The 19,570-nt window shown below is 68.6% G+C and carries 23 protein-coding genes, 1 tRNA gene and 1 riboswitch; of the genes, 8 read left to right on the top strand and 16 right to left on the bottom strand.

The annotated features are described in order from the left end of the window. Nucleotides 1-16 precede the first annotated feature (16 nt). The 4 genes from JHN45_RS32700 to JHN45_RS32685 form a co-directional block, all read right to left on the bottom strand. Nucleotides 17-874, bottom strand: a complete 858-nt coding sequence (locus JHN45_RS32700) for a DUF1707 domain-containing protein (protein WP_200715514.1) — start codon at nucleotides 872-874, stop codon at nucleotides 17-19. 73 nt (nucleotides 875-947) lie between these two features. Beyond that, a complete protein-coding gene (locus JHN45_RS32695) occupies nucleotides 948-1,922 on the bottom strand; it encodes an ABC transporter ATP-binding protein (RefSeq protein ID WP_307783262.1) in 975 nt (324 codons plus the stop codon). 29 nt (nucleotides 1,923-1,951) lie between these two features. After that, nucleotides 1,952-2,716 carry an ABC transporter permease gene (locus tag JHN45_RS32690; RefSeq protein WP_234469296.1) on the bottom strand — a complete coding sequence of 255 codons (765 nt, stop codon included), beginning with the start codon at nucleotides 2,714-2,716 and terminating at the stop codon, nucleotides 1,952-1,954. Nucleotides 2,717-2,807: 91 nt separating this feature from the next. Then, nucleotides 2,808-3,608: an ABC-2 family transporter protein gene (locus tag JHN45_RS32685; RefSeq protein WP_201052515.1), complete on the bottom strand. Its 801-nt coding sequence runs from the start codon at nucleotides 3,606-3,608 to the stop codon at nucleotides 2,808-2,810. Nucleotides 3,609-3,851: 243 nt separating this feature from the next. Between JHN45_RS32685 and JHN45_RS32680 the strand changes: the two genes are divergently transcribed. Then, nucleotides 3,852-6,287 (top strand): transglycosylase domain-containing protein, encoded by a 2,436-nt coding sequence (locus tag JHN45_RS32680; protein ID WP_200715511.1) that lies wholly within the window; start codon nucleotides 3,852-3,854, stop codon nucleotides 6,285-6,287. A gap of 6 nt (nucleotides 6,288-6,293) precedes the next feature. Here the strand turns inward: JHN45_RS32680 and sugE are convergent, their stop codons facing one another. The 3 genes from sugE to JHN45_RS32665 all read right to left on the bottom strand — a co-directional run bounded on the left by sugE (nucleotide 6,294) and on the right by JHN45_RS32665 (nucleotide 7,510). After that, complete coding sequence (gene sugE, locus JHN45_RS32675) at nucleotides 6,294-6,614, bottom strand: quaternary ammonium compound efflux SMR transporter SugE (RefSeq protein WP_200715510.1); 321 nt, start codon at nucleotides 6,612-6,614, stop codon at nucleotides 6,294-6,296. Between the two features lie 34 nt (nucleotides 6,615-6,648). Then, nucleotides 6,649-6,721, bottom strand: a riboswitch (guanidine-III (ykkC-III) riboswitch). Nucleotides 6,722-6,767: 46 nt separating this feature from the next. Next, nucleotides 6,768-7,124: a co-chaperone GroES gene (locus JHN45_RS32670; protein WP_026178110.1), complete on the bottom strand. Its 357-nt coding sequence runs from the start codon at nucleotides 7,122-7,124 to the stop codon at nucleotides 6,768-6,770. Nucleotides 7,125-7,180: 56 nt separating this feature from the next. Then, nucleotides 7,181-7,510: a DUF3618 domain-containing protein gene (locus tag JHN45_RS32665; RefSeq protein ID WP_200715509.1), complete on the bottom strand. Its 330-nt coding sequence runs from the start codon at nucleotides 7,508-7,510 to the stop codon at nucleotides 7,181-7,183. A 121-nt stretch (nucleotides 7,511-7,631) separates the two neighbouring features. On the opposite strand from JHN45_RS32665, the gene bcp reads away from it, so the two are divergent. After that, entirely contained in the window at nucleotides 7,632-8,099 is a 468-nt protein-coding gene (gene bcp / locus JHN45_RS32660; protein ID WP_201052509.1) for a thioredoxin-dependent thiol peroxidase, read from the top strand. Here the strand turns inward: bcp and JHN45_RS32655 are convergent. Next, a complete protein-coding gene (locus JHN45_RS32655; protein WP_201052508.1) occupies nucleotides 8,096-8,641 on the bottom strand; it encodes a GNAT family N-acetyltransferase in 546 nt (181 codons plus the stop codon). The genes bcp and JHN45_RS32655 overlap by 4 nt on opposite strands. A 157-nt stretch (nucleotides 8,642-8,798) precedes the next feature. Here JHN45_RS32655 and JHN45_RS32650 point away from each other — a divergent pair, with 157 nt between their 5' ends. The 3 genes from JHN45_RS32650 to JHN45_RS32640 all read left to right on the top strand — a co-directional run bounded on the left by JHN45_RS32650 (nucleotide 8,799) and on the right by JHN45_RS32640 (nucleotide 10,233). Continuing rightward, nucleotides 8,799-9,461 carry an HNH endonuclease signature motif containing protein gene (locus JHN45_RS32650; protein WP_201052501.1) on the top strand — a complete coding sequence of 221 codons (663 nt, stop codon included), beginning with the start codon at nucleotides 8,799-8,801 and terminating at the stop codon, nucleotides 9,459-9,461. Further along, nucleotides 9,458-10,135 (top strand): HNH endonuclease, encoded by a 678-nt coding sequence (locus JHN45_RS32645; protein ID WP_201052499.1) that lies wholly within the window; start codon nucleotides 9,458-9,460, stop codon nucleotides 10,133-10,135. The genes JHN45_RS32650 and JHN45_RS32645 overlap by 4 nt, the downstream gene beginning before the upstream one ends. A gap of 15 nt (nucleotides 10,136-10,150) precedes the next feature. Beyond that, nucleotides 10,151-10,233 (top strand) — tRNA-Leu (locus JHN45_RS32640). A gap of 41 nt (nucleotides 10,234-10,274) precedes the next feature. Here JHN45_RS32640 and rdgB read toward each other — a convergent pair. The 4 genes from rdgB to JHN45_RS32620 all read right to left on the bottom strand — a co-directional run bounded on the left by rdgB (nucleotide 10,275) and on the right by JHN45_RS32620 (nucleotide 12,667). Beyond that, on the bottom strand, nucleotides 10,275-10,877 hold the full coding sequence (gene rdgB / locus JHN45_RS32635; RefSeq protein ID WP_201052491.1) for an RdgB/HAM1 family non-canonical purine NTP pyrophosphatase: 603 nt from the start codon (nucleotides 10,875-10,877) through the stop codon (nucleotides 10,275-10,277). Nucleotides 10,878-10,919: 42 nt separating this feature from the next. After that, nucleotides 10,920-11,327 carry a hypothetical protein gene (locus tag JHN45_RS32630; RefSeq protein ID WP_200715503.1) on the bottom strand — a complete coding sequence of 136 codons (408 nt, stop codon included), beginning with the start codon at nucleotides 11,325-11,327 and terminating at the stop codon, nucleotides 10,920-10,922. 145 nt (nucleotides 11,328-11,472) lie between these two features. Beyond that, complete coding sequence (gene rph / locus JHN45_RS32625) at nucleotides 11,473-12,210, bottom strand: ribonuclease PH (RefSeq protein ID WP_200715502.1); 738 nt, start codon at nucleotides 12,208-12,210, stop codon at nucleotides 11,473-11,475. A 97-nt stretch (nucleotides 12,211-12,307) separates the two neighbouring features. Then, nucleotides 12,308-12,667, bottom strand: coding sequence for a PTS glucose/sucrose transporter subunit IIB (locus tag JHN45_RS32620; protein WP_262061038.1), 360 nt, complete (start codon nucleotides 12,665-12,667; stop codon nucleotides 12,308-12,310). A gap of 15 nt (nucleotides 12,668-12,682) precedes the next feature. On the opposite strand from JHN45_RS32620, the gene JHN45_RS32615 reads away from it, so the two are divergent. Together JHN45_RS32615 and JHN45_RS32610 are read left to right on the top strand one after the other, a co-directional pair. Next, complete coding sequence (locus JHN45_RS32615; RefSeq protein WP_201052485.1) at nucleotides 12,683-13,975, top strand: PTS transporter subunit EIIC; 1,293 nt, start codon at nucleotides 12,683-12,685, stop codon at nucleotides 13,973-13,975. A 226-nt stretch (nucleotides 13,976-14,201) separates the two neighbouring features. After that, nucleotides 14,202-15,452, top strand: a complete 1,251-nt coding sequence (locus JHN45_RS32610; RefSeq protein ID WP_201052476.1) for a PTS transporter subunit EIIC — start codon at nucleotides 14,202-14,204, stop codon at nucleotides 15,450-15,452. 68 nt (nucleotides 15,453-15,520) lie between these two features. On the opposite strand, the gene JHN45_RS32605 is transcribed toward JHN45_RS32610, so the two are convergent. From JHN45_RS32605 to JHN45_RS32595, 3 genes are all read right to left on the bottom strand, one after another. Then, complete coding sequence (locus JHN45_RS32605) at nucleotides 15,521-16,453, bottom strand: NADP-dependent oxidoreductase (RefSeq protein WP_201052474.1); 933 nt, start codon at nucleotides 16,451-16,453, stop codon at nucleotides 15,521-15,523. A 114-nt stretch (nucleotides 16,454-16,567) separates the two neighbouring features. After that, nucleotides 16,568-16,984: a nuclear transport factor 2 family protein gene (locus JHN45_RS32600; protein WP_201052472.1), complete on the bottom strand. Its 417-nt coding sequence runs from the start codon at nucleotides 16,982-16,984 to the stop codon at nucleotides 16,568-16,570. A 125-nt stretch (nucleotides 16,985-17,109) separates the two neighbouring features. Then, the gene (locus tag JHN45_RS32595; RefSeq protein ID WP_200715497.1) at nucleotides 17,110-17,556 is read right to left on the bottom strand and encodes an Rrf2 family transcriptional regulator; all 447 of its coding nucleotides are present in this window, start codon (nucleotides 17,554-17,556) and stop codon (nucleotides 17,110-17,112) included. Between the two features lie 177 nt (nucleotides 17,557-17,733). Between JHN45_RS32595 and JHN45_RS32590 the strand changes: the two genes are divergently transcribed. Continuing rightward, a complete protein-coding gene (locus JHN45_RS32590; RefSeq protein ID WP_201052470.1) occupies nucleotides 17,734-18,444 on the top strand; it encodes an SDR family NAD(P)-dependent oxidoreductase in 711 nt (236 codons plus the stop codon). Between the two features lie 81 nt (nucleotides 18,445-18,525). Here JHN45_RS32590 and JHN45_RS32585 read toward each other — a convergent pair whose 3' ends face one another. Further along, nucleotides 18,526-19,278, bottom strand: coding sequence for an MBL fold metallo-hydrolase (locus tag JHN45_RS32585; RefSeq protein ID WP_200715496.1), 753 nt, complete (start codon nucleotides 19,276-19,278; stop codon nucleotides 18,526-18,528). Nucleotides 19,279-19,570: the final 292 nt, after the last annotated feature.

The following is a 19,570-nucleotide window of genomic DNA, read 5'->3' as shown; positions in this document are numbered from 1 at the left end:
ACCCGCGGATCGGCCCTCAGTCCCAGTCGCGGTGCCTGCGCTCCCGCCGCTCCCGGTGCCGCTCGCGGCGCTCCTCGTGCCTCTCCCGCCGTTCCTCGTGCCGGCGGCGCGTCGCGTCGCGGTACTCCTCCATGGCCTCGCGGTGGGCGTCGTCCAGGCCGGAGAGGGCGTCCCGGTGGGAGCCGTAGAGCTCCTTCGCCGAGGAGCCGCCCTCCAGTTTCTGGCGGCGCCGCTCCTCCTTGAGCCGCTGGCGCTCGGCCCGGGGGAGCTTGCGTTCCACGCCGACCCCGCCCCAGAAGGCGAAGCCCTTGATGATCACGCGCGGGGCGCCGGGGGCGCCCGGCACGCCCTCCTGGCTGTGGTCGAAGGCGCCCATGATGCCGATGCCGCGCACGACGACCTCGACGCCCGGCGGCACGACGATCTGCGCGCCGCCCATGATCGCGATGCAGTTGATCTCGACCTCACGGTCCGCGAAGTTCGCCTCGCGCAGGTCGATCTCGCCGCCGCCCCAGAAGGCGACGGCGGTGAAGCGCTTGGGGACCGTCCAGCGTCCCTTGCGCTGGAACCCCGACATGATGGCCACGGCGGCGCTCGAGGACCCTTCGCCGCCGACGATCCGCGAGGCCCAACTCCCGCTCTCCACCGGCTCCTTGACCATGTTCACCGGCGGCGGGGTGACCCCGGGGGCCGGCAGGTCGCGGGTGATGGGGGTCAGTTCGGCGTACGTCCGCGCCTTGTACGTCGCCTCGAGACGCTCCTCGAACTCCTCCATGTCGAGCCGGCCCTCGGCGACGGCGTCGCGCAGGACCTCGGCGACTCGCTCACGGTCGGCGTCGGATGCGCGAAGCTCCGGGACTGCGTCGTCGGTCATACAGAGCAGCCTACGAGACCGGTCGACGGAGGGCTACGAGGGACTACGAGGGACTACAAGGGACCACGACGGACTACGACACCGCCTTCTCCGCCTGCTCCACGTACATCTTCGCGATGACCGCCTCGATGTCCGGTTCCCGCACCGACAGGTCCACCATCGGGTACTCCGCCGCGATCCGCGCCACCAGCGGAGCCGCCGACGCCGAGGCCGGGAACGTCAGCCACTGCCGCGGCCCCTCCACCTTCACCGTCCGCGCGTCCGGCACCTCGATCGGCGGCAACTCCCGCTCCAGGTCCACCACCAGGGTCCGCTCGCTCTCCCCCGCCTCGTGCAGCCCGGTGAGCGGACCGTCGTACATCAGCCGGCCGTGGTCGATGACCATCACGCGCGAGCACAGCTGCTCGATGTCCTGGAGGTCATGGGTGGTGAGCAGGACCGTGGTGCCACGCTCGGAGTTCAACTCCCGCAGGAACTCCCGCACTTTGGCCTTGGAGATGACGTCCAGGCCGATGGTCGGCTCGTCGAGGTAGAGCACCTCGGGGTCGTGCAGCAGGGCCGCCGCGATGTCGCCGCGCATCCGCTGGCCGAGCGAGAGCTGACGTACGGGGACGTCCAACAGGGCGCCCAGTTCGAGGAGTTCGACACAGCGGGCGAGGTTCTCGGCGTAACGGGCGTCCGGGATGCGGTACATGCGGTGCATCAGCTTGTACGAGTCGATCAGCGGGAGGTCCCACCACAGGGTCGTGCGCTGCCCGAACACCACGCCGATGCGGTGCGCGAGCCGGGTGCGCTCGCGGGACGGGTCGATGCCGGCCACCCGCAGCCGGCCCCCGGACGGGGTGAGGATGCCGGTCAGCATCTTGATGGTGGTCGACTTCCCGGCGCCGTTCGGCCCGATGTAGCCGACCATCTCGCCGCGCGCCACGGCGAAGGAGATCGAGTCGACGGCCCGCACCTGGCGCCGTTCCCGTTTCATGAACCCGGTCTTCTTGCGCACGTCGAAGACCTTCTCGACGCGGTCGAGTCGAATGAAGTGCTCGTCCACAGAGTCGTCCGCAAACCCGTCCACAGTCCTCAACTTCCCGTACTCCGGTACGACTTGAGCCCCGCCCGCCAGACCACCCCGGCCAGCGCACAACAGACGAACGCCACCAGCGGCGAGGCGAACTCCGCGCCCGGCGGCAGATCCAGCGGGTACGGCCGCCCCAGCACATAGGAGGCGGGCACCCAGTTGACGAAGGCGAGCGGCAGCATGAAGGTCACGCCCCGCACGAAGTCCTTGCCGAACACCACCGGCGGATACGACAGCAGGGTGTTGCCGCCGTACGTGAACGCGTTCTGCACCTCGGCCGCGTCCTGCGCCACGATCTGGAAGGCCGCGCCCGCCACGAACAGCGCCCCGAAGATCGCCGCCCCGCAGACCAGCATCACCGGCACCAACAGGAGCTTCCCGACAGTCCAGTTGACGTCGACACGCAGCAGCGCCCACCCCAGCACCAGGCCGCCCTGGGTGATCCGGCCGAGGCGGCGCAGCGCGAAACGATCCGCGCCGATCTGCGCCAACACTGGTGCCGGGCGCACGAGGAGTGTGTCGAAGGAGCCGTCGCGGATGCGGGCGCCGAGCACGTCCATCGAGCCGAGCACCAGGTCGGAGATCCCGAACGCGGTCGCCGACAGGCCGTACAGGAAGGCGACTTCGGGCAGCGACCAGCCGCCCAGCGAGTCGACCCGCGAGAACATCAGCAGGATCGTGGCGAAGTCCAGACCGGTCACCAGCAGGTTGCCGACGACCGTGATGGCGAAGGAGGCGCGGTAGGTCATGCTCGACCGGACCCACATCCCGGCGATCAGCCGGTAGGCGCGCAGCCCCTCGCGCCAGCGCGGCAACTCCCGTGCGCTGTCGTGCCGTTGGACGCTCTCGGTCGCTGTCTCAGCCACCCTGGACCACCACCCTTCGCGTAGCCACCGACTGCAGTAGCCGTCCCGCCGCGAGCAGCGCCACCGCCCAGGTCGCCTGGAAGGCGTACGCGTGCAGCGGATCGGTCTTCCCCATCAGGACGTCCGCCGGCATCTGGATCTGCGCCGCCCACGGCAGGGCCCGTACGACATCGCCGAGCACGCCCGGGAAGGCGTTCAGCGGGAGCACCATGCCCGAGCAGAAGATCCCCAGGATCATCATGGCCTGGTTGACGCCCATGCCGTCCAGCAGCCAGAACGTGCTGAGCGCGGCCAGATAGCGGATGCCGAAACTGACGAGCACCGCCAGGAGCAGCGCCACCAGCAGGGCCAACCAGGAGCCGACGTCCGTGGGCAGCGCCATCTTGAAGAACAGCGCGCCGAAGACGAACGGGATCACCCCGCGCCCCAGCATCTGGAACATGGCCCGCCCGAAGTCACTTGCCAGCCACCACAGTTGGAGGTCGGCCGGACGGTACAGGTCGACGGCGATGTCACCCGTACGGATGCGGTCCATCAGGTCTTTCTCGAACCCGCCGCCCTGGATCGCCAGCGTCGCGTACAGACACTGCCCCAGCCACACATAGGTCACCGCCTGCGCCTGGTCGTAGCCCCCGAGATGCGGGCGCTCGTCCCACAGCGCCAGATACGTGTAGACGAGGACCACACCGAAGACGGTGTTGGTGAACACCCCGGCGAACGTCGCCGCCCGATATGTCGCGTATCGCCTGAAACCCCCCACCGCGACGGCCGCGTACAACCGACCGGCACCCACCAGAAACCCACCCTCCACGACCTCTTGACACCGAAGCGCAGGAGCTTAGTCCGCAGGTGGTGACGCACGCCACGCATTTTCCGGGCAACTGCGTGCCGATGGTCGGGAACGGAACGCATGGTGCGAGAGTCTTCGTCTGGGGGCGCAGAAGCGCACAAGGCCGTACAGGAACAGACGCGACCGTATGGGAACATGCGGGGCCGTACGGGACCGTACGACGCGAAACAGGAGTCCGTGCACGACATGAGCGACCAGCCGCAGCCGCAACAGCCCGAGCAGGGCTGGGCACCGAGAGAGCCGGAAGCGGCTGCCGCCCCCGAGGCGCCCGGGGCATCCGGGGGCGAGAAGCCCAAGAAGCCCAAGCGGCCCAAGCGCACCGGATGGCGCCGGATCATCCCCACCTGGCGGATGACGCTCGGCGGGGTCGTCGTGCTGGTGGCGCTGCTGATCGGCGCGTTCTACCTCGGCTACTCGCTGGTCAAGATCCCGCCCGCCAACGCGCTCGCCACCAAGCAGTCGAACGTGTACCTCTACGCGGACGGCACCCAACTCGCCCGCGACGGCGAGGTCAACCGCGAGAACGTCGGCCTCGACCAGGTCTCCGCCAACGCCCAGCACGCCGTACTGGCCGCCGAGGACCGGGACTTCTTCTCCGAGTCCGCCGTCGACCCCAAGGCGATGGTCCGCGCCGCCTGGAACACCGCCACCGGCAAGGGCACCCAGTCCGGCTCCACGATCACCCAGCAGTACGTCAAGAACTACTACCTGGGGCAGGAACAGACCGTCACCCGAAAGGTGAAGGAGTTCTTCATCTCGATCAAGCTGGACCGCGAGGAGTCCAAGTCCCAGATCCTGGAGGGCTACCTCAACACCAGCTACTTCGGCCGCAACGCCTACGGCATCCAGGCCGCCGCCCAGGCCTACTACGGCAAGGACGCCGTCGACCTCGACGCGGGCCGCGGCGCCTACCTCGCCGCGCTGCTGAACGCGCCGAGCGAGTACGACGTCGTGGCGCACCCGGAGAACAAGGCCGCGGCGGTGGCCCGTTGGAACTACGTCCTCGACGGCATGGTCAAGAAGGGCTGGCTCACCCAGTCCGCGCGCACCGGCATGAAATTCCCGATGCCGAAGGAGGCCACGGCGTCAACGAGCATGTCCGGGCAGCGGGGTTACATCGTCACCGCGATCAAGGACTACCTCGCCACCAACAAGATCATCGACGCGGACACCCTCGAAGCCGGCGGCTACCGCATCACCACCACGCTCCAGAAGAGCAAGCAGGACGCCTTCGTGAAGGCCGTCAACGACCAACTCATGTCCAAGCTCGACAAGAAGAGCCGCAAGGTCGACAACTACGTGCGCGCGGGCGGCGCTTCGGTCGACCCCAAGACCGGACAGATCGTCGCCATGTACGGCGGCATCGACTACGTCAAGCAGTACACGAACGGCGCCACCCGCGGCGACTTCCAAGTCGGCTCCACCTTCAAGCCGTTCGTCCTCGCCTCCGCGATCCAGAACGGCTCGCAGACCCAGGACGGCCAGACCATCACCCCCAACACCTACTACGACGGCACCGACAAGCGCCCCGTGGAAGGCTGGAGCGGCGGCTCGTACGCCCCCGAGAACGAGGACGGCGTCTCCTACGGCGACATCACCGTCCGCACGGCCACCGACAAGTCCGTCAACTCGGTGTACGCGCAGATGGCCGTGGACGTCGGCCCCGCCAAGATCAAGCAGACCGCGATCGACCTCGGCATCCCCGCCGACACCCCCGACCTCACCGCCACCCCGTCCATCGCGCTCGGCCCCTCCACCGCGAGCGTCCTCGACATGGCGGAGGCCTACGCCACCCTCGCCAACCACGGTCAGCGGCACACGTACACGATGATCTCGAAGATCACCAAGGACGGCACCGACCAGGTCAAGCTGCCCGCGCAGAAGACCACCCGCGCGGTGAGCCGCGAGTCCGCCGACACCACGACCAACGTCCTGGAGAGCGTCGTCGACAACGGCACCGCGACCGCCGCGCAGGGCGCCGACCGCCCGGCGGCCGGCAAGACCGGCACGGCGGAGAAGGACACGGCGGCCTGGTTCGCGGGCTACACCCCCGACCTCGCCACCGTCGTCTCCGTCATGGGCCAGAACCCGACCACCGCCGCACACGAGCCGCTCTACGGCGCGATGGGCCTCCAGCGCGTCAACGGCGGCGGGGCGCCCGCCGAGATCTGGGCCCAGTTCACCAAGGCGGCCCTGAAGGGCACCGAGGCGAGCGACTTCGACCTCCAGCTCCAGGACGGCGCCGAGACGGTCGCACCCCCGAGCATCCAGCCCTCCCAGCCGTCCACGACCGACGGCCAGGACAACGGCGGCACGACCACCACCGGCGGCCAGACCGACCAGGGCCAGACCCAGGGCGGCACCACCGACGGCGGAACGACCGACGGCGGCACCACCGGCGGCACGACCACCACCGACGGCGGCACCACGACGACCGGCGGCACCACCGGCACCACGACCGACGGCTCCACGACCACCACCGGCGGCACGACAGGCACGACCACCGACGGCACGACGACGACCGGCGGCACGACGGGCACCACGACCGACGGCACCACCGGCGGCACGACGACCGGGGGGACGACGGCGGGGCCGCAGAGCACGGCGCGGAAAAAGGAGTAGTACGCCTCAGTGACCGGAGGTCGCCTTCAGCCCCACCACGGCGACCAGCAGCAGACACACGAAGAAGATCCGGGCGGCGGTGGCAGGCTCCCCCAGCACCACCATGCCGAGCACCGCCGCCCCCGCCGCACCGATCCCGACCCACACGCCGTAGGCGGTACCGATGGGCAGCGACTTCGCGGCATACGACAGCAGCAGCATGCTGGCGACGATCCCGGCACCGGTGAGCACACTGGGGACGAGCCGGGTGAACCCGTCCGTGTACTTCATCCCGATCGACCAGCCGACTTCCAGCAGACCGGCGACGACAAGCAGAACCCAGGCCATGACAGGCACCTCCGAGACACACACGACTGACGTTGGTGCGTCGTCTTTGCGTGTCTCCCGGTACGGCGCGTCTCGTCGGGTTCCTTCCCAACGTAGCAAAGGAACGGCAAAGGGGCTGGTGACGACGGTCACCAGCCCCTTCGAGGCTTCGTACTACAGGTACAGGCCGGTCGAGTCCTCGGACCCCTCGAACCGGTCGGCGGCGACGGCGTGGAGATCCCGCTCGCGCATGAGGACGTAGGCGATCCCGCGCACCTCGACCTCGGCACGGTCCTCCGGGTCGTAGAGGACCCGGTCGCCGGGCTCGACGGTCCGTACGTTCTGACCCACCGCGACGACATCGGCCCAGGCCAGCCGCCGCCCGACCGCAGCCGTCGCCGGAATCAGGATCCCGCCGCCCGAACGCCGCTCGCCCTCGCTCTTGTCCTGCCGCACGAGCACACGGTCGTGCAGCATCCGGATGGGCAGCTTGTCGTGCTGGGTGCTCTGCTCGTCTCTCTTGGCGCTCACACCCACGAACCTACCTGCCTCCGACCCGTCGGTACGCCGCCGGGTGCCCCGCGAAATCAGCCCTTACGACCCTTGCCACGCCGGGAACCGAGGACGAGCAGCCCCACGACCCCGACGGCGACGAGAGCGACCGGAACGATCCGCTCCACCCTCGGCGCACCCTCGTCGTCCACGAACTGCCCCTTGACGTCACTCACGACCCGGTTGACGCCGACGTACGCCTTCCCGAGGGTGTGATCGATGCTGGACGCGACCTTGGCCTTCGCGTCGCCCACGATGGTCTTCGGGTGCACCCGCACCCCGATCTCGTCGAGCGTGTCGGCCAGGACATCGCGGCGACGCTGGATGTCCGCCTCGATCTGCGCCGGGGTTCTGGTGTCCGGCATGTCCGGCTTGTTCGACGTGTCCGCCACCGTACGGCCTCCGAAGTCTGCTGGTACTTGTGCCGGACAGTCTGTCAGCTCTCGCGCGGAGTGCACTGTCAGCACCCCCGGTTACGCTAGCGCGATGAGTGAACGACTCCAGCCCGGGGACGTTGCCCCCGCCTTCACGCTCCCCGACGCCGACGGCAACGAGGTGTCCCTCGCCGACCACAAGGGCCGCAAGGTCATCGTCTACTTCTACCCGGCGGCCCTCACGCCCGGCTGCACCAAGCAGGCCTGCGACTTCACGGACAACCTGGAGGTGCTGGCCGGCGCCGGGTACGACGTCATCGGCATCTCCCCCGACCAGCCGGAGAAGCTCGCCAAGTTCCGCGAGAAGGAGAACCTCAAGGTCACCCTCCTCGCGGACCCCGACAAGCAGGTCCTCGACGCCTACGCGGCCTTCGGCGAGAAGAAGAACTACGGCAAGACCTACATGGGCGTGATCCGCTCCACGATCATCGTCGACGAGTCCGGCAAGGTCGAACACGCCCTGTACAACGTCCGCGCGACGGGCCACGTGGCGAAGATCATCAAGGACTTGGGCATCTAGCCCTTCCGCGCCCCCGTTCCGTACCCGAACGAGATCCACACATCAGGAGGCAGGTCGGCCCGCCCCGGCACCGGCCTGCGCTCCTCGTTCCACTCCCCCGGCGCGAGTTCCTCACCGACCCGCCGCCAGAACGCCACGGCCCCCGGATTGGCGTCCTGAAACGCGATCTCCCAGCACCCCGGATGCCGCGCGACGACCTCACGGACGGCCCGCAGCCCGACCCCGCCGCGCCGGATCCCCCGCACCACGAAGAAGCTGTTGAGCACCCGAGCGGCCCCACCGAGCCCCCGCACAAACGCGAACCCGACAGGCCGCTCCCCCCTGACGAAGAGATACGGCGCCCAGTCGTCCCCGCCCCCACCGAACGCGGCATCCACCCGCTCACTGCGGAACGTGCCGTCGGGGTTGGGCAGTTGAGGCTCCGCCGCAGTATCGAACTCCGACAGGTCGTGACGGAACATCAGCCAGAGCCGCTCGACGGCGGGGCGGTCGGCGGGGGTGGCTGGGCGTATGTCCACTGTCGTGGAAGAGGTTTTGGTCATGAAAAAAGCCTCCCGGGAGGACAAGGGTCCATGCCCTGGGAGGCTTCAGTGGTCTGCAGTCTACCAATCGGCTTTACGGTTCGGGCGTGACTGTCCGACAAACGGTTCGTTACTCCGTACGAGGCCACGAACGTGTGGTCGAGATCGGAGGGGAACCATGGGGGTCAGCGCGTATTCGCGAGAGCGGCTGGAGGAGGCGGCTCAGGGGGCGCGGACGTTGTCGGAGGCGTTGGAGCGGTTGGGGGTGGATCCGGGCAGTTCGACGCGGGAGTACATCCGAGCGCGGTTGAAGAAGCTCGGGGTGGACACCTCGCACTTCGAAAGAGAGGGGACCAAGTGGACGAGGAAAGTGCTTGAGTCAGCGGTTGCCACGTCGACGAGCGTCAACGATGTCCTGCGTACGCTTGGGCTGGAACCGGTCGGCGGACACCACACCCACATCTCCCGACGCATCAAGGCCCACGGCATCGACACCTCGCACTTCACAGCTGTGGCCCGCACCGAGCGCATGAGGCACAACCAGCGCCGCCGGACAGCCGAAGAGATCCTCGTCGCGGACACGTCGGTACGCATGAAGCGCACCCCAGGCAGCCGGCTCAAGCGAGCGATGCGCGAGCTCGGCGTAGAAGAACGCTGTGCCCTTTGCGGGATCGAGCCGATGTGGCTCGGGAAGTCGCTGCCTCTGGAAGTCGACCATCTCGACGGCGACTGGCGGAACAACCGGATCGATAACCTGCGGTTGCTCTGCCCCAACTGCCATTCGACGACGGACAGTTACCGGGGGCGTGGAAAGCGACGCGGCAAGGGTGGTGTCTCATGAGCGCCGGCGTGCAGTACACCCGTGAGCGACTCGCCGAAGCCGCCGCACGCTGCTCCGACATCGACGAGGTCATCGCCTTCTTCGGTACGCAGCCCTACGGCAAACTCCGCCGCTACCTCTTCCTGCGTTTCGACCACTTCGGAATCGACATCTCCCACATGCCACGTCGGAGACGATCGAACGCGGCGCCAGCCAAACCGGCCAGTAACGATCTTCGTCGTGCGGTCGAGGAAACCACTTCCATCGCGGACACGCTTCGCGCACTGGGAATGGAGCCGTACAACAGCAGACTGCGCACCCTGCTCCGCCACTGGGTGACGGAGGACGGTCTCGACACCACTCACTTCCTGGGGCAGGCGCACCAGCGAGGACGACCGGGCAGCGTGCCTCTTCGACGCGCCGAGAACATCCTCGTCCTGCATGACCGTGGTCGCCGGACGAGGACTCACCTGTTGCGTCGGGCGCTCCGTGAGGTGGGTGCGCCTGAGGTGTGCGCCGAATGCGAGAACGGTCCCGAGTGGCTCGGCAAGCCCATGACGCTGGAGATCGACCACATCAACGGGGACTGGAACGACGACCGGCGGGAGAACCTGCGGTTGCTGTGCCCGAACTGCCACGCGATCACCACCACCTGGTGCAGAGGCGGGAGCCGGAATCGTAGGCATCCCCGGTAGCATGTGGTCGGGCAGGCGGCCGTTGCTGAATGGTATAAGCAGAGGTTTTAGGTGCCTCGGGGCATTTGCCCATGTGGGTTCGACTCCCATCGGCCGCACACTCGGAGGGGCTGTCCGCAAGGACAGCCCCTCCGTCGGCTCAACCCAACAACTCCCGCACCGCAGGCACCAACCCCCGAAACGCCTTCCCCCGGTGAGAGATCGCGTTCTTCTCCTCCGCCGTCAGTTCCGCGCAGGTCCGCGTGTCGCCGTCCGGCTGGAGGATCGGGTCGTAGCCGAAGCCGTTCGTGCCGGTCGGGGTGTGCCTCAACACGCCCCTCAGCTGGCCCTCCACCACGCGTTCCGTGCCGTCGGGCAGTGCTAGGGCCGCCGCGCACGCGAAGTGCGCGCCCCGGTGTTCCTCCGCGATGTCGGAGAGCTGGGCCAGGAGGAGGTTCAGGTTGGCCTTGTCGTCGCCGTGGTGGCCCGACCAGCGGGCGGAGAAGATGCCCGGCGCGCCGTTCAGGACGTCGACGCACAGGCCCGAGTCGTCGGCCACCGCGGGGAGGCCCGTTGCCTGGGCCAGGGCGTGGGCCTTGAGGAGTGCGTTCTCGGCGAAGGTGACGCCCGTTTCCTTGACGTCGGGGATGTCGGGGTAGGACTCGGCGCCGATCAGTTCGTGGGGCAGTCCCGCGTCGGCGAGGATCGACCTCAGTTCGGTGATTTTCCCGGCGTTGCGGGTGGCGAGGATCAGGCGTGTCATGGCGTTCAGTATCCCAACCCCCGGCCCGCGGCTACGAGACGGCTACGACGTGCAGACCTTCGTCAGTTCGCCCGCCGCGTCCGTCACCGGGCTGATGTCCGGCGTGTTGTCGCCGTTCCTGACCGCCGTACGGACGTTGTCGACGGCCTTCTTGAGGTCGTCCACCGCCTTGTTGACGTCCGTGTTGTCGGTCTTGTCGCCGATCTTGTCGAGGTCCTTCTCGATGGAGTTGAGGGACTGGTCGGTCTGGGTGGGGTCGTTGGCCGCGTTCTCCACCGCCTGTTGGAGGCCGGTGACGCTGTCGGCGATGGTGTCGGCGGTCTGGACGCAGTCGATGGCCTTGTCGACGGCGTCGCAGCCGGTGGCGAGTCCGGCGGTCAGGCCGATCACCGCGAGGGTGGCGGCTGTGGCGATACGGCGTCGACGACTGCGTCGGCTTGCGGCGGCCATGGTCGGTTTCCTCCCCGTGGGGGGTGGGCTGCTGTGGCCACTCCCCGTTTCCGTTCCGTATGCGTAGGGACGCGAGGGCGGGCCGCCGGGTTGCCCCCGCGGCCCGCCTCGCTTTGTACGTCCTTTACTTGCCTTGCCAAGCCTCTTACTTCTCCAGCGCGGCCTCAAGTGCTTTGCGCTGTACGGCAGTCAGTTCGGTGCAGCCGGTGACCGCGAGGTCGAGGAGGGCGTTCAACTCGTCGCGGGCGAAGGGCTCCGCCTCGGCCGTGCCCTGGACCTCGACGAAGCGGCCGTCGCCGGTGCAGACGACGTTCATGTCGGTCTCGGCGCGGACGTCCTCCTCGTAGCAGAGGTCCAGGAGCGGGACTCCGCCGACGATGCCCACGGAGACCGCCGAGACCGTGCCGGTGAGCGGTTGGCGGCCGGCCTTGATCAGCTTCTTGCCCTGGGCCCAGGTGACGGCGTCCGCGAGTGCGACGTACGCGCCGGTGATGGCGGCCGTACGGGTGCCGCCGTCGGCCTGGAGGACGTCGCAGTCGAGGACGATGGTGTTCTCGCCGAGGGCCTTGTAGTCGATGACGGCGCGCAGCGAGCGGCCGATGAGGCGGCTGATCTCGTGGGTGCGGCCGCCGATCTTGCCGCGGACGGACTCGCGGTCGCCGCGGGTGTTGGTGGCGCGGGGCAGCATGGAGTACTCTGCGGTGACCCAGCCCTCGCCGCTGCCCTTGCGCCAGCGGGGGACGCCTTCGGTGACGGAGGCGGTGCAGAAGACCTTGGTGTCGCCGAAGGAGACGAGGACGGAGCCCTCGGCGTGCTTGCTCCAGCCGCGTTCGATGGTGACGGGGCGGAGCTGTTCGGGGGTGCGGCCGTCGATTCGAGACATGGCGAAGAGCCTAGTGGTAGACGCGGAAGGGGCTCCTCCCGGATCGTGCATCGGGAAGAGCCCCTCGGTGTGCGGAGCCGGGGATGGTCCCCGTGCTTCACATCAGGTCTTCGATGTCCGCTGCGATCGGGTCCGCGTCGGTGCCGATGACGACCTGGATGGCGGTGCCCATCTTGACGACGCCGTGGGCGCCGGCGGCCTTGAGGGCGGCTTCGTCGACCAAGCTCGGGTCCTTGACCTCGGTGCGCAGGCGGGTGATGCAGCCCTCGACCTCTTCGATGTTGTCGATGCCGCCCAGCCCGGCAACGATCTTCTCAGCCTTGGTGGCCATGGTGTTCTCTCCCTGATCCGAACCGCTTTGTCGCAGTAACCCACAGTTGGCCCAGCTTCGCGAGCGGTCATGTCGTGCGTGCCGAATGATGGTGACGATCACTTCGCCAACTGGTCTACACCACATTACCGAGGGGCGTCCATGAGTGCCGACAGTGCCGCCGCCGGTCCCGGGCGCGTCTCCTGGAACAAGGTGTTCCAGGGGCTGCAGAAGATGGGCCGCAGTCTCCAACTCCCCATCGCCGTACTGCCGGCCGCCGGCATCCTCAACCGGCTGGGGCAGCCGGACGTGTTCGGGGACGACGGGCTGGGCTGGACCAATGTCTCGAAGGTGATGGCGGGTGCGGGCGGCGCGCTGCTGGACGGGCAGTTGGGTCTGCCGCTGCTGTTCTGTGTGGGCGTCGCGATCGGGATGGCGAAGAAGTCGGACGGGTCGACGGCGCTGGCCGGGCTGGTCGGTTTCCTCGTCTACTACAACGTGCTGCGCCAGTTCCCCAAGGACTGCACGGGCGGTACGGACGTGGTGCCGGGGATCGGCTGCCAGGCCGCGGATCACTCGGTGTCGGCGTTCACGTACCAGAATCCCGGGGTGTTCGGCGGGATCGTGCTGGGGCTGCTGACCGCGTTCTTCTGGGCGCGGTACCACCGTACGAAGCTGGTGGACTGGCTGGGCTTCTTCAACGGGCGGCGGCTGGTGCCGATCATCATGTCGTTCGTGGCGATCGCGGTGGCGGCGGTGGCGCTGTGGATCTGGCCGCCGATCGGCACGGGTCTGGAGCACTTCAGTGACTGGCTGAGCGCCCGGGGCGCGGTGGGTGCCGGGGTGTTCGGGCTGGCCAACCGGGCGCTGCTGGTCGTGGGGCTGCACCAGTTCCTGAACGTGCCCATCTGGTTCCAGTTCGGGAGTTACACCAAGCCGGACGGGACGGTGGTGCACGGTGACATCAACATGTTCCTGGCGGGTGACCCGAACGCGGGGCAGTTCACCTCGGGCTTCTTCCCGATCATGATGTTCGCGTTGCCGGCGGCGGCGCTCGCGATCGCACACTGCGCGAAGCCGAGTCGCCGCAAGGAGGTGGGCGGGCTGATGCTGTCGGTCGCGCTGACGTCCTTCGTGACCGGCATCACCGAGCCCATCGAGTACTCGTTCCTGTTCATCGCGCCTCTCCTCTACGCCGTCCACGCGGTGTTGACGGGTGTGTCGATGGCGGTGACCTGGGGGCTCGGGGTGCACGACGGGTTCAGCTTCTCGGCGGGGCTGATCGACTACGCGATCAACTGGAATCTGGCGACGAGGCCGTGGGCGATCATTCCGATCGGGCTGTGCTTCGCGGCGGTGTACTACGTCGTCTTCCGTTTCGCGATCACGAAGTTCGATCTGAAGACTCCGGGGCGGGAGCCGGAGGAGGAGCAGGAGGACGTCACCAAAGCCTGACGGAAGCGACGGAAGCGCTTGCCGAACGGCCTTACGGAGTACGTGAGTTGGGCCCCTGGACCATCGGTCCGGGGGCCCTTTGCCGTGCCCGTCCCCGGGTCCGTCGCCGTGTACGTGGGGTAGCGATTCGGTCGCAGGTTTTGCGGGTTCCTTTATGCGGACTTCATCTGCTACAACAGGTCTACACCACTGAGTGGTGTAGACCACCACCCGATGGAGGAAGTCTATGTCCACCGCCACCGCGCCAACGGCGGCCCCCGCGAAGAAGTGGGGATCCGGCCTGTTCCAGGGCCTGCAGAAGATCGGCCGCAGCCTCCAGCTCCCGATCGCCGTGCTTCCGGCGGCGGGCATTCTGCTCCGGTTCGGTCAGGCCGACATCCACGACAAGCTGCATCTGCCGGACAAGGTGACGGCGGTCTTCGCCACCGCCGGTGGCGCGATCTTCGACAACCTGCCGCTGCTGTTCTGCATAGGTGTCGCGATCGGCTTCGCGAAGAAGTCCGACGGCTCCACGGCGCTGGCGGCACTCGTCGGCTTCCTCGTCTACAGCAATGTGCTCAAGGCCTTCCCGGTCACCGACGCGCAGATCCTCAAGGGCGCGGACGTACCCGCGACCTACAACAACCCCGGTGTCCTCGGCGGCATCATCATGGGTCTGCTCTCCGCGGTGCTGTGGCAGAAGTACCACCGCACCAAGCTGGTCGACTGGCTCGGCTTCTTCAACGGCCGCCGCCTGGTGCCGATCATCATGGCCTTCGTCGGCACGCTCATGGGTGTCTTCTTCGGCCTGGTCTGGAAGCCGATCGGTGAGGGCATCTCGAACTTCGGCGAGTGGATCACCGGTCTCGGCGCCTTCGGCGCCGGTCTGTTCGGTCTGATCAACCGCGGGCTGATCCCGGTCGGCATGCACCAGTTCGTCAACTCCGTGGCCTGGTTCCAGATCGGCGACTTCACCAAGCCGGACGGCACGGTCGTGCACGGCGACCTCACCCGCTTCTTCGCCCACGACCCGACCGCTGGACAGTTCATGTCGGGCTTCTTCCCCATCATGATGTTCGGCCTGCCGGCCGCCGCGCTCGCCATCGCGCACTCCGCCCGCCCCGAGCGCCGCAAGGCCATCATGGGCATGATGATCTCGCTCGCGCTGACGTCCTTCGTGACCGGTGTGACCGAGCCCATCGAGTTCTCGTTCATGTTCATCGCCCCGGCGCTCTACGCGATCCACGCGGTGCTGACCGCCCTGTCCATGGCGATCACCTGGGCACTCGGCGTCCACGCGGGCTTCACCTTCTCCGCGGGCTTCATCGACTACGCCCTCAACTGGAACCTCGCCACCAAGCCCTGGCTGATCATCCCGATCGGTCTGGTCTTCGGCGCCATCTACTACTTCGTCTTCCGCTTCGCGATCAACAAGTGGAACCTCCCCACCCCGGGCCGCGAGCCCGAGGAGGAGATCGAGGACCTCACCAAGGCGTAGGCCCGTCCAACGCCCGCTGCCCGGCCCGGAGTTCATTCCGGGCCGGGCAGCGTCGTGTACGGGTCCCCTCACACCGTGAGGACGATCTTCCCGCGCACCGACCTCGCCTCACTCCTCCGATGCGCCTCCGCCGCCTCGGTCAGCGGCAGGGTCAGACCGACGCGGGCCTTCTTCTTCCCGTCGGCGAGGTCGGCGAGGATCTGCGCGAGCAGCGCGCCGTCGGACTGCGCGCTGACCCGGCGTACGTCGACACCGCGCTCCGCCGCGGGCTCCGGTACGACCGCGATGACGACGAAGACACCGCCGTCGCGCGCCGCGTGGATCAGGTCGCCGCCGATACCGGCGGGGTCCACGACGAGGTCGACCCCGCCGGGCACCGACTTCCGTACGGCGGCGGCGAGTTCACCGGCGTCGGCCGCCCGGCCGAGGACGATGTCGGCGCCGAGGCCCTCGACGTACTTCTCGTCACCGTTGGACGCGACGGCGACGACCCTGGCGCCGCAGCCGGCCGCGTGCTGGACCGCCCACATCCCGATGGCGCCGCTCGCCCCGGTGACCAGGACGGTCTGCCCGGCTTCGAGGCCGCCCAGGTCGAGGGACTGCCAGGCGGTCTCGGCGGTGATCGGGACGGCGGCGGCCGTGATGTCGTCGACGCCGTCCGGGATCTGCGCGAGATGGGCGGGGTCGATGGAGACGACCTCCGCGTACGTGCCCTCCTGGTTCACGAACCAGGGCGCGAGCCCGGCGACCCGGGTGCCGGGGGCGAAGGGTCCGTCGCCGTCGACGACCGTGCCCGCGAGGTCCGCGCCCAGGATGAACGGCGGTGCCAGGTCGGGCAGCACCTGGCGCAGCCAGCCGGCGCGGGCCGCGAGGTCGGCCGGGTTCACGGAGGTCCCCGTCACCCGGACCCGGACCCGTCCGGCGCGCGGCTCGGGTTCGGGGATGTCGGTCACGGTGAGCACCTCGGGGCCACCGAAGTCGTACTGCTGAATCGCTTTCATCACAGTCTCTTTCCTGGCGCGGGTCGGGTGCACGAGGCTTGTAATTGCTTGCCTGAGCAACAATAGGCTTGTTTAGTTGCCCCGGCAAGCAGTTCGGCGCACGGGGGCGGTCGATCAGAAGCTGTCGCCGCTGAGCGCCTCCAGGAAGACCTTCGGGTTCCAGTACTCGCGGTAGTTGACGATCAGCCCGTCGCGAAAGGTCACGAAGGTCGCGTAACTCATGTTGTAGGGATTGCCGTTGGACACCACGCCGCCGATCACGCTCCACTCCGCGATCGCCACGTTCTCGCCGGCGGTCGCGTAGACGCGCGCCGAGGGGATCTCGCGGACGTCGATGAGGTCGGGGTAGCCGCGCAGGTACTCGTAGAGCGCCTCGCGTCCCTCGATCCGGGCGGGCGATCCCTCCGGGGCGAACGGGAATTCGGCGACGACGTCGTCCGCACACAGGTCCGTCCAGGCCTTCATGTCCTTGGAGAGGAAGGTGTCGAGGGTGTGCCGCAGCAGGTCGACGGCCGAGGGAGTGCCGCTCATCGTGTGCTCCTGTCGTGAGTGACGTCCGCCCTGGGCGACGGACGCTCCGACACTAGCACTGTGTAAGCGACACAGCGACACTTACTTTCGAGTGGTGCCACAAGCCGCCCCGCCGGACGGCCGGGTCACCATTCGAGCGGCATCGTGAAGTTCCCGAGGCGGGCGACCTCGTCGGCGATCTCCGCGACCGTGGTGTGGTCCAGCTCCGCCTCGAAGGCCTCGCGGGCACGGGTCAGCGCGGGCTGGAGACCGCCCACGATGTTGCTGCCGACCGCGCAGTCCGGCGGCGGCGGAGTGCGGTGCAGGGTGAACAGGCGGGTGTCCTCCACCGCCCGGTACACCTGGAGCAGGTTGATCTCCTCGGCCGGCCTGGCCAGCAACGCGCCGCCGCCCGCGCCGAGTTGGGACCTGGTGAGCCCGGCGGCGCTCAGCCGGGACAGCAGGCCGCGGATCACCACGGGACTGGTGTTGGCCGAGTGGGCGAGATCCTCGGAGCGCAGCGGTTTGTCGCCGGTGACCGCGAGGGCGACCAGGGCATGGACGGCGACGACGAAACGACTGCTGGTGGGCATGGCCATCCCGGAGCGTGTAAGAGTGACGGTTACACGTCCCACTATGCCGCAGCGACGACTTGCCGTGCGGCCGCCGACTGGCGCACAATTTGCTTGCTTGAGCAATGAGCACCTCTCTTCAGTGCCCTCGACAGTGCTCTCGATGCCCTCGACGCCGTGACGCAGGAGATGAGAACCATGGCTGATGTCCCGAGTGATCTCCCGACCGCACGGGTCGCGGTGGTGACCGGCGGAGCCGGCGCGATCGGCGGTGCGATCGCCCGCGAACTCGCCCGGCTCGGACACCGGGTCGTCGTCCTGGACCGGACCGGTGACGTCGTGTGCGATCTCGCCGCGGAGGCGGACGTACGGCGGGCCGCCGCCGAGATCCTGGAGCGGTACGGCCGGGTCGACGTGCTCGTGCACTCGGCCGCCGCGGCCGATCCGCTGGAGTGGGAGACCACCGGCCTCGCCGACTGGCGGCGGATCCAGGCCGTCAACGTCGAGTCGGTGCTGCTGCTGGCCCAGGCCTTCGTGCCCGGGATGCGGGAGCGCGGGTTCGGCCGGATCGTGCTCATCACCTCCGACACCGTGTGGCGGCCGCCGACCCCCGACCTGCTCGGCTACATCACCAGCAAGGGGGCGCTCACCGCGTTCGGGCGCACCCTCGCCGCCGCGCTCGGCAGGGACGGGATCGCCGTGACGTCCGTCGCCCCGGGGCTCACCCGCACCCCGGCGACCGCCTACCAGCCGGACGAGGCCTTCGACGCGGCCCTGGCCACCCAGGCACTCCCCCGCCCTCTCGTCCCCGACGACGTCGCCGCGACCGTGGGCTTCCTGGCCGGCGACGCCGCCGAGGCGCTGACCGGCCAGGTCCTGACGGTGGACGGCGGCAGCCTGCTGCGCTGATCGGAGGGGGCGGGCCGGAATGCCGAAGGCCCCCGGCAGCCGGGAGAAGGGCGGGCTGCGGGGGCCTTCACGGACGTGCGGTCAGATGTCGTACGACGCCCTCGGTGCCGCCAGTTCCACCGGGCCGGCGAAGACCTCGCGGGCGTCGGCCAGGTTGGCCTGGGGGTCGGTCCACGGGGGGATGTGGGTCAGGACCAGGCGCCGGGCTCCCGCCCTGGTCGCCGTCTCGCCCGCCTCGCGGCCGTTGAGGTGGAGGTCGGGGATGTTCTCCTTGCCGTGGGTGAACGCGGCCTCGCACAGGAACAGGTCGGTGTCCCGGGCGAGTTCGTCCAGGGACTCGCTGACGCCCGTGTCACCGGAGTAGGTGAGGGACCGGCCGCCGTGCTCGACGCGGATGGCGTAGGCCTCGACGGGGTGGCGGACCCGCTCGGTGTGCACGGTGAAGGGGCCGACGTCGAACGTGGACGGCTTCACCGTGTGGAAGTCGAAGACCTCGCTCATCGAGGAGGCGGTGGGGGTGTCGGCGTAGGCCGTGGTGAGGCGGTGCTCGGTGCCCTCGGGGCCGTAGACCGGGATGGGGTCGCAACGGCCGCCGTCGTGGCGGTAGTAGCGCGCGACGAAGTACGCGCACATGTCGATGCAGTGGTCGGCGTGCAGATGGCTGAGGAAGATCGCGTCGAGGTCGTAGAGACCGCAGTGGCGCTGCAGCTCGCCAAGGGCGCCGTTGCCCATGTCGAGGAGCAGCCGGAAGCCGTCGGCCTCTACGAGGTAGCTCGAACAGGCCGATTCCGCGGACGGGAACGACCCCGAGCAGCCGACGACGGTGAGCTTCATAAAGCAGAAACCTCCGCTGGCGGTAACTTCTGGAGTTGGGGGACGGGGGTCGTGCGGTCCGTCGAGCGTAAGGCGCAAAAGGGCCGGTCGCTCCTCCGCCAAGGGCTGTTGTGGGGGAACTCACCTGTGGTGTCACCGGTTCGGCTGGAACCGGGGCGTGTGGGGTGTGCGAGGGGCGCGCGGCGGGGATTGCGCGCCGGTAACGTCGTCCCCATGGACAGGTTCTGGTGGCTCGCGCTCGCGGCGGTGATGTTGCTGGCGCTGGTCGCCACGCTGGTCGACGGGTGGGGGC

Origin of the sequence: Streptomyces sp. MBT53 (genome assembly GCF_016654115.1) — a bacterium.
Classification (GTDB): domain Bacteria; phylum Actinomycetota; class Actinomycetes; order Streptomycetales; family Streptomycetaceae; genus Streptomyces.
Note: the sequence above shows the minus strand (reverse complement) of the source record. Positions and strands in the feature narration are given on the sequence as shown.

What these genes read in the sequence shown, in the direction of transcription:
- bcp (WP_201052509.1), top strand. Translation starts at nt 7,632, where the DNA reads ATGAGTGAACGACTCCAGCCCGGGGACGTTGCCCCCGCCTTCACGCTC.
- JHN45_RS32605 (WP_201052474.1), bottom strand. Translation starts at nt 16,453, where the DNA reads ATGAAAGCGATTCAGCAGTACGACTTCGGTGGCCCCGAGGTGCTCACC.
- JHN45_RS32655 (WP_201052508.1), bottom strand. Translation starts at nt 8,641, where the DNA reads ATGACCAAAACCTCTTCCACGACAGTGGACATACGCCCAGCCACCCCC.
- sugE (WP_200715510.1), bottom strand. Translation starts at nt 6,614, where the DNA reads ATGGCCTGGGTTCTGCTTGTCGTCGCCGGTCTGCTGGAAGTCGGCTGG.
- JHN45_RS32600 (WP_201052472.1), bottom strand. Translation starts at nt 16,984, where the DNA reads ATGAGCGGCACTCCCTCGGCCGTCGACCTGCTGCGGCACACCCTCGAC.
- JHN45_RS32585 (WP_200715496.1), bottom strand. Translation starts at nt 19,278, where the DNA reads ATGAAGCTCACCGTCGTCGGCTGCTCGGGGTCGTTCCCGTCCGCGGAA.
- JHN45_RS32615 (WP_201052485.1), top strand. Translation starts at nt 12,683, where the DNA reads ATGAGTGCCGACAGTGCCGCCGCCGGTCCCGGGCGCGTCTCCTGGAAC.
- JHN45_RS32610 (WP_201052476.1), top strand. Translation starts at nt 14,202, where the DNA reads ATGTCCACCGCCACCGCGCCAACGGCGGCCCCCGCGAAGAAGTGGGGA.
- JHN45_RS32700 (WP_200715514.1), bottom strand. Translation starts at nt 874, where the DNA reads ATGACCGACGACGCAGTCCCGGAGCTTCGCGCATCCGACGCCGACCGT.
- JHN45_RS32630 (WP_200715503.1), bottom strand. Translation starts at nt 11,327, where the DNA reads ATGGCCGCCGCAAGCCGACGCAGTCGTCGACGCCGTATCGCCACAGCC.
- JHN45_RS32595 (WP_200715497.1), bottom strand. Translation starts at nt 17,556, where the DNA reads ATGCCCACCAGCAGTCGTTTCGTCGTCGCCGTCCATGCCCTGGTCGCC.
- JHN45_RS32645 (WP_201052499.1), top strand. Translation starts at nt 9,458, where the DNA reads ATGAGCGCCGGCGTGCAGTACACCCGTGAGCGACTCGCCGAAGCCGCC.
- rph (WP_200715502.1), bottom strand. Translation starts at nt 12,210, where the DNA reads ATGTCTCGAATCGACGGCCGCACCCCCGAACAGCTCCGCCCCGTCACC.
- JHN45_RS32590 (WP_201052470.1), top strand. Translation starts at nt 17,734, where the DNA reads ATGGCTGATGTCCCGAGTGATCTCCCGACCGCACGGGTCGCGGTGGTG.
- JHN45_RS32680 (WP_200715511.1), top strand. Translation starts at nt 3,852, where the DNA reads ATGAGCGACCAGCCGCAGCCGCAACAGCCCGAGCAGGGCTGGGCACCG.
- JHN45_RS32690 (WP_234469296.1), bottom strand. Translation starts at nt 2,716, where the DNA reads ATGTGGGTCCGGTCGAGCATGACCTACCGCGCCTCCTTCGCCATCACG.
- JHN45_RS32650 (WP_201052501.1), top strand. Translation starts at nt 8,799, where the DNA reads ATGGGGGTCAGCGCGTATTCGCGAGAGCGGCTGGAGGAGGCGGCTCAG.
- JHN45_RS32665 (WP_200715509.1), bottom strand. Translation starts at nt 7,510, where the DNA reads ATGCCGGACACCAGAACCCCGGCGCAGATCGAGGCGGACATCCAGCGT.
- JHN45_RS32620 (WP_262061038.1), bottom strand. Translation starts at nt 12,667, where the DNA reads ATGTGGTGTAGACCAGTTGGCGAAGTGATCGTCACCATCATTCGGCAC.
- rdgB (WP_201052491.1), bottom strand. Translation starts at nt 10,877, where the DNA reads ATGACACGCCTGATCCTCGCCACCCGCAACGCCGGGAAAATCACCGAA.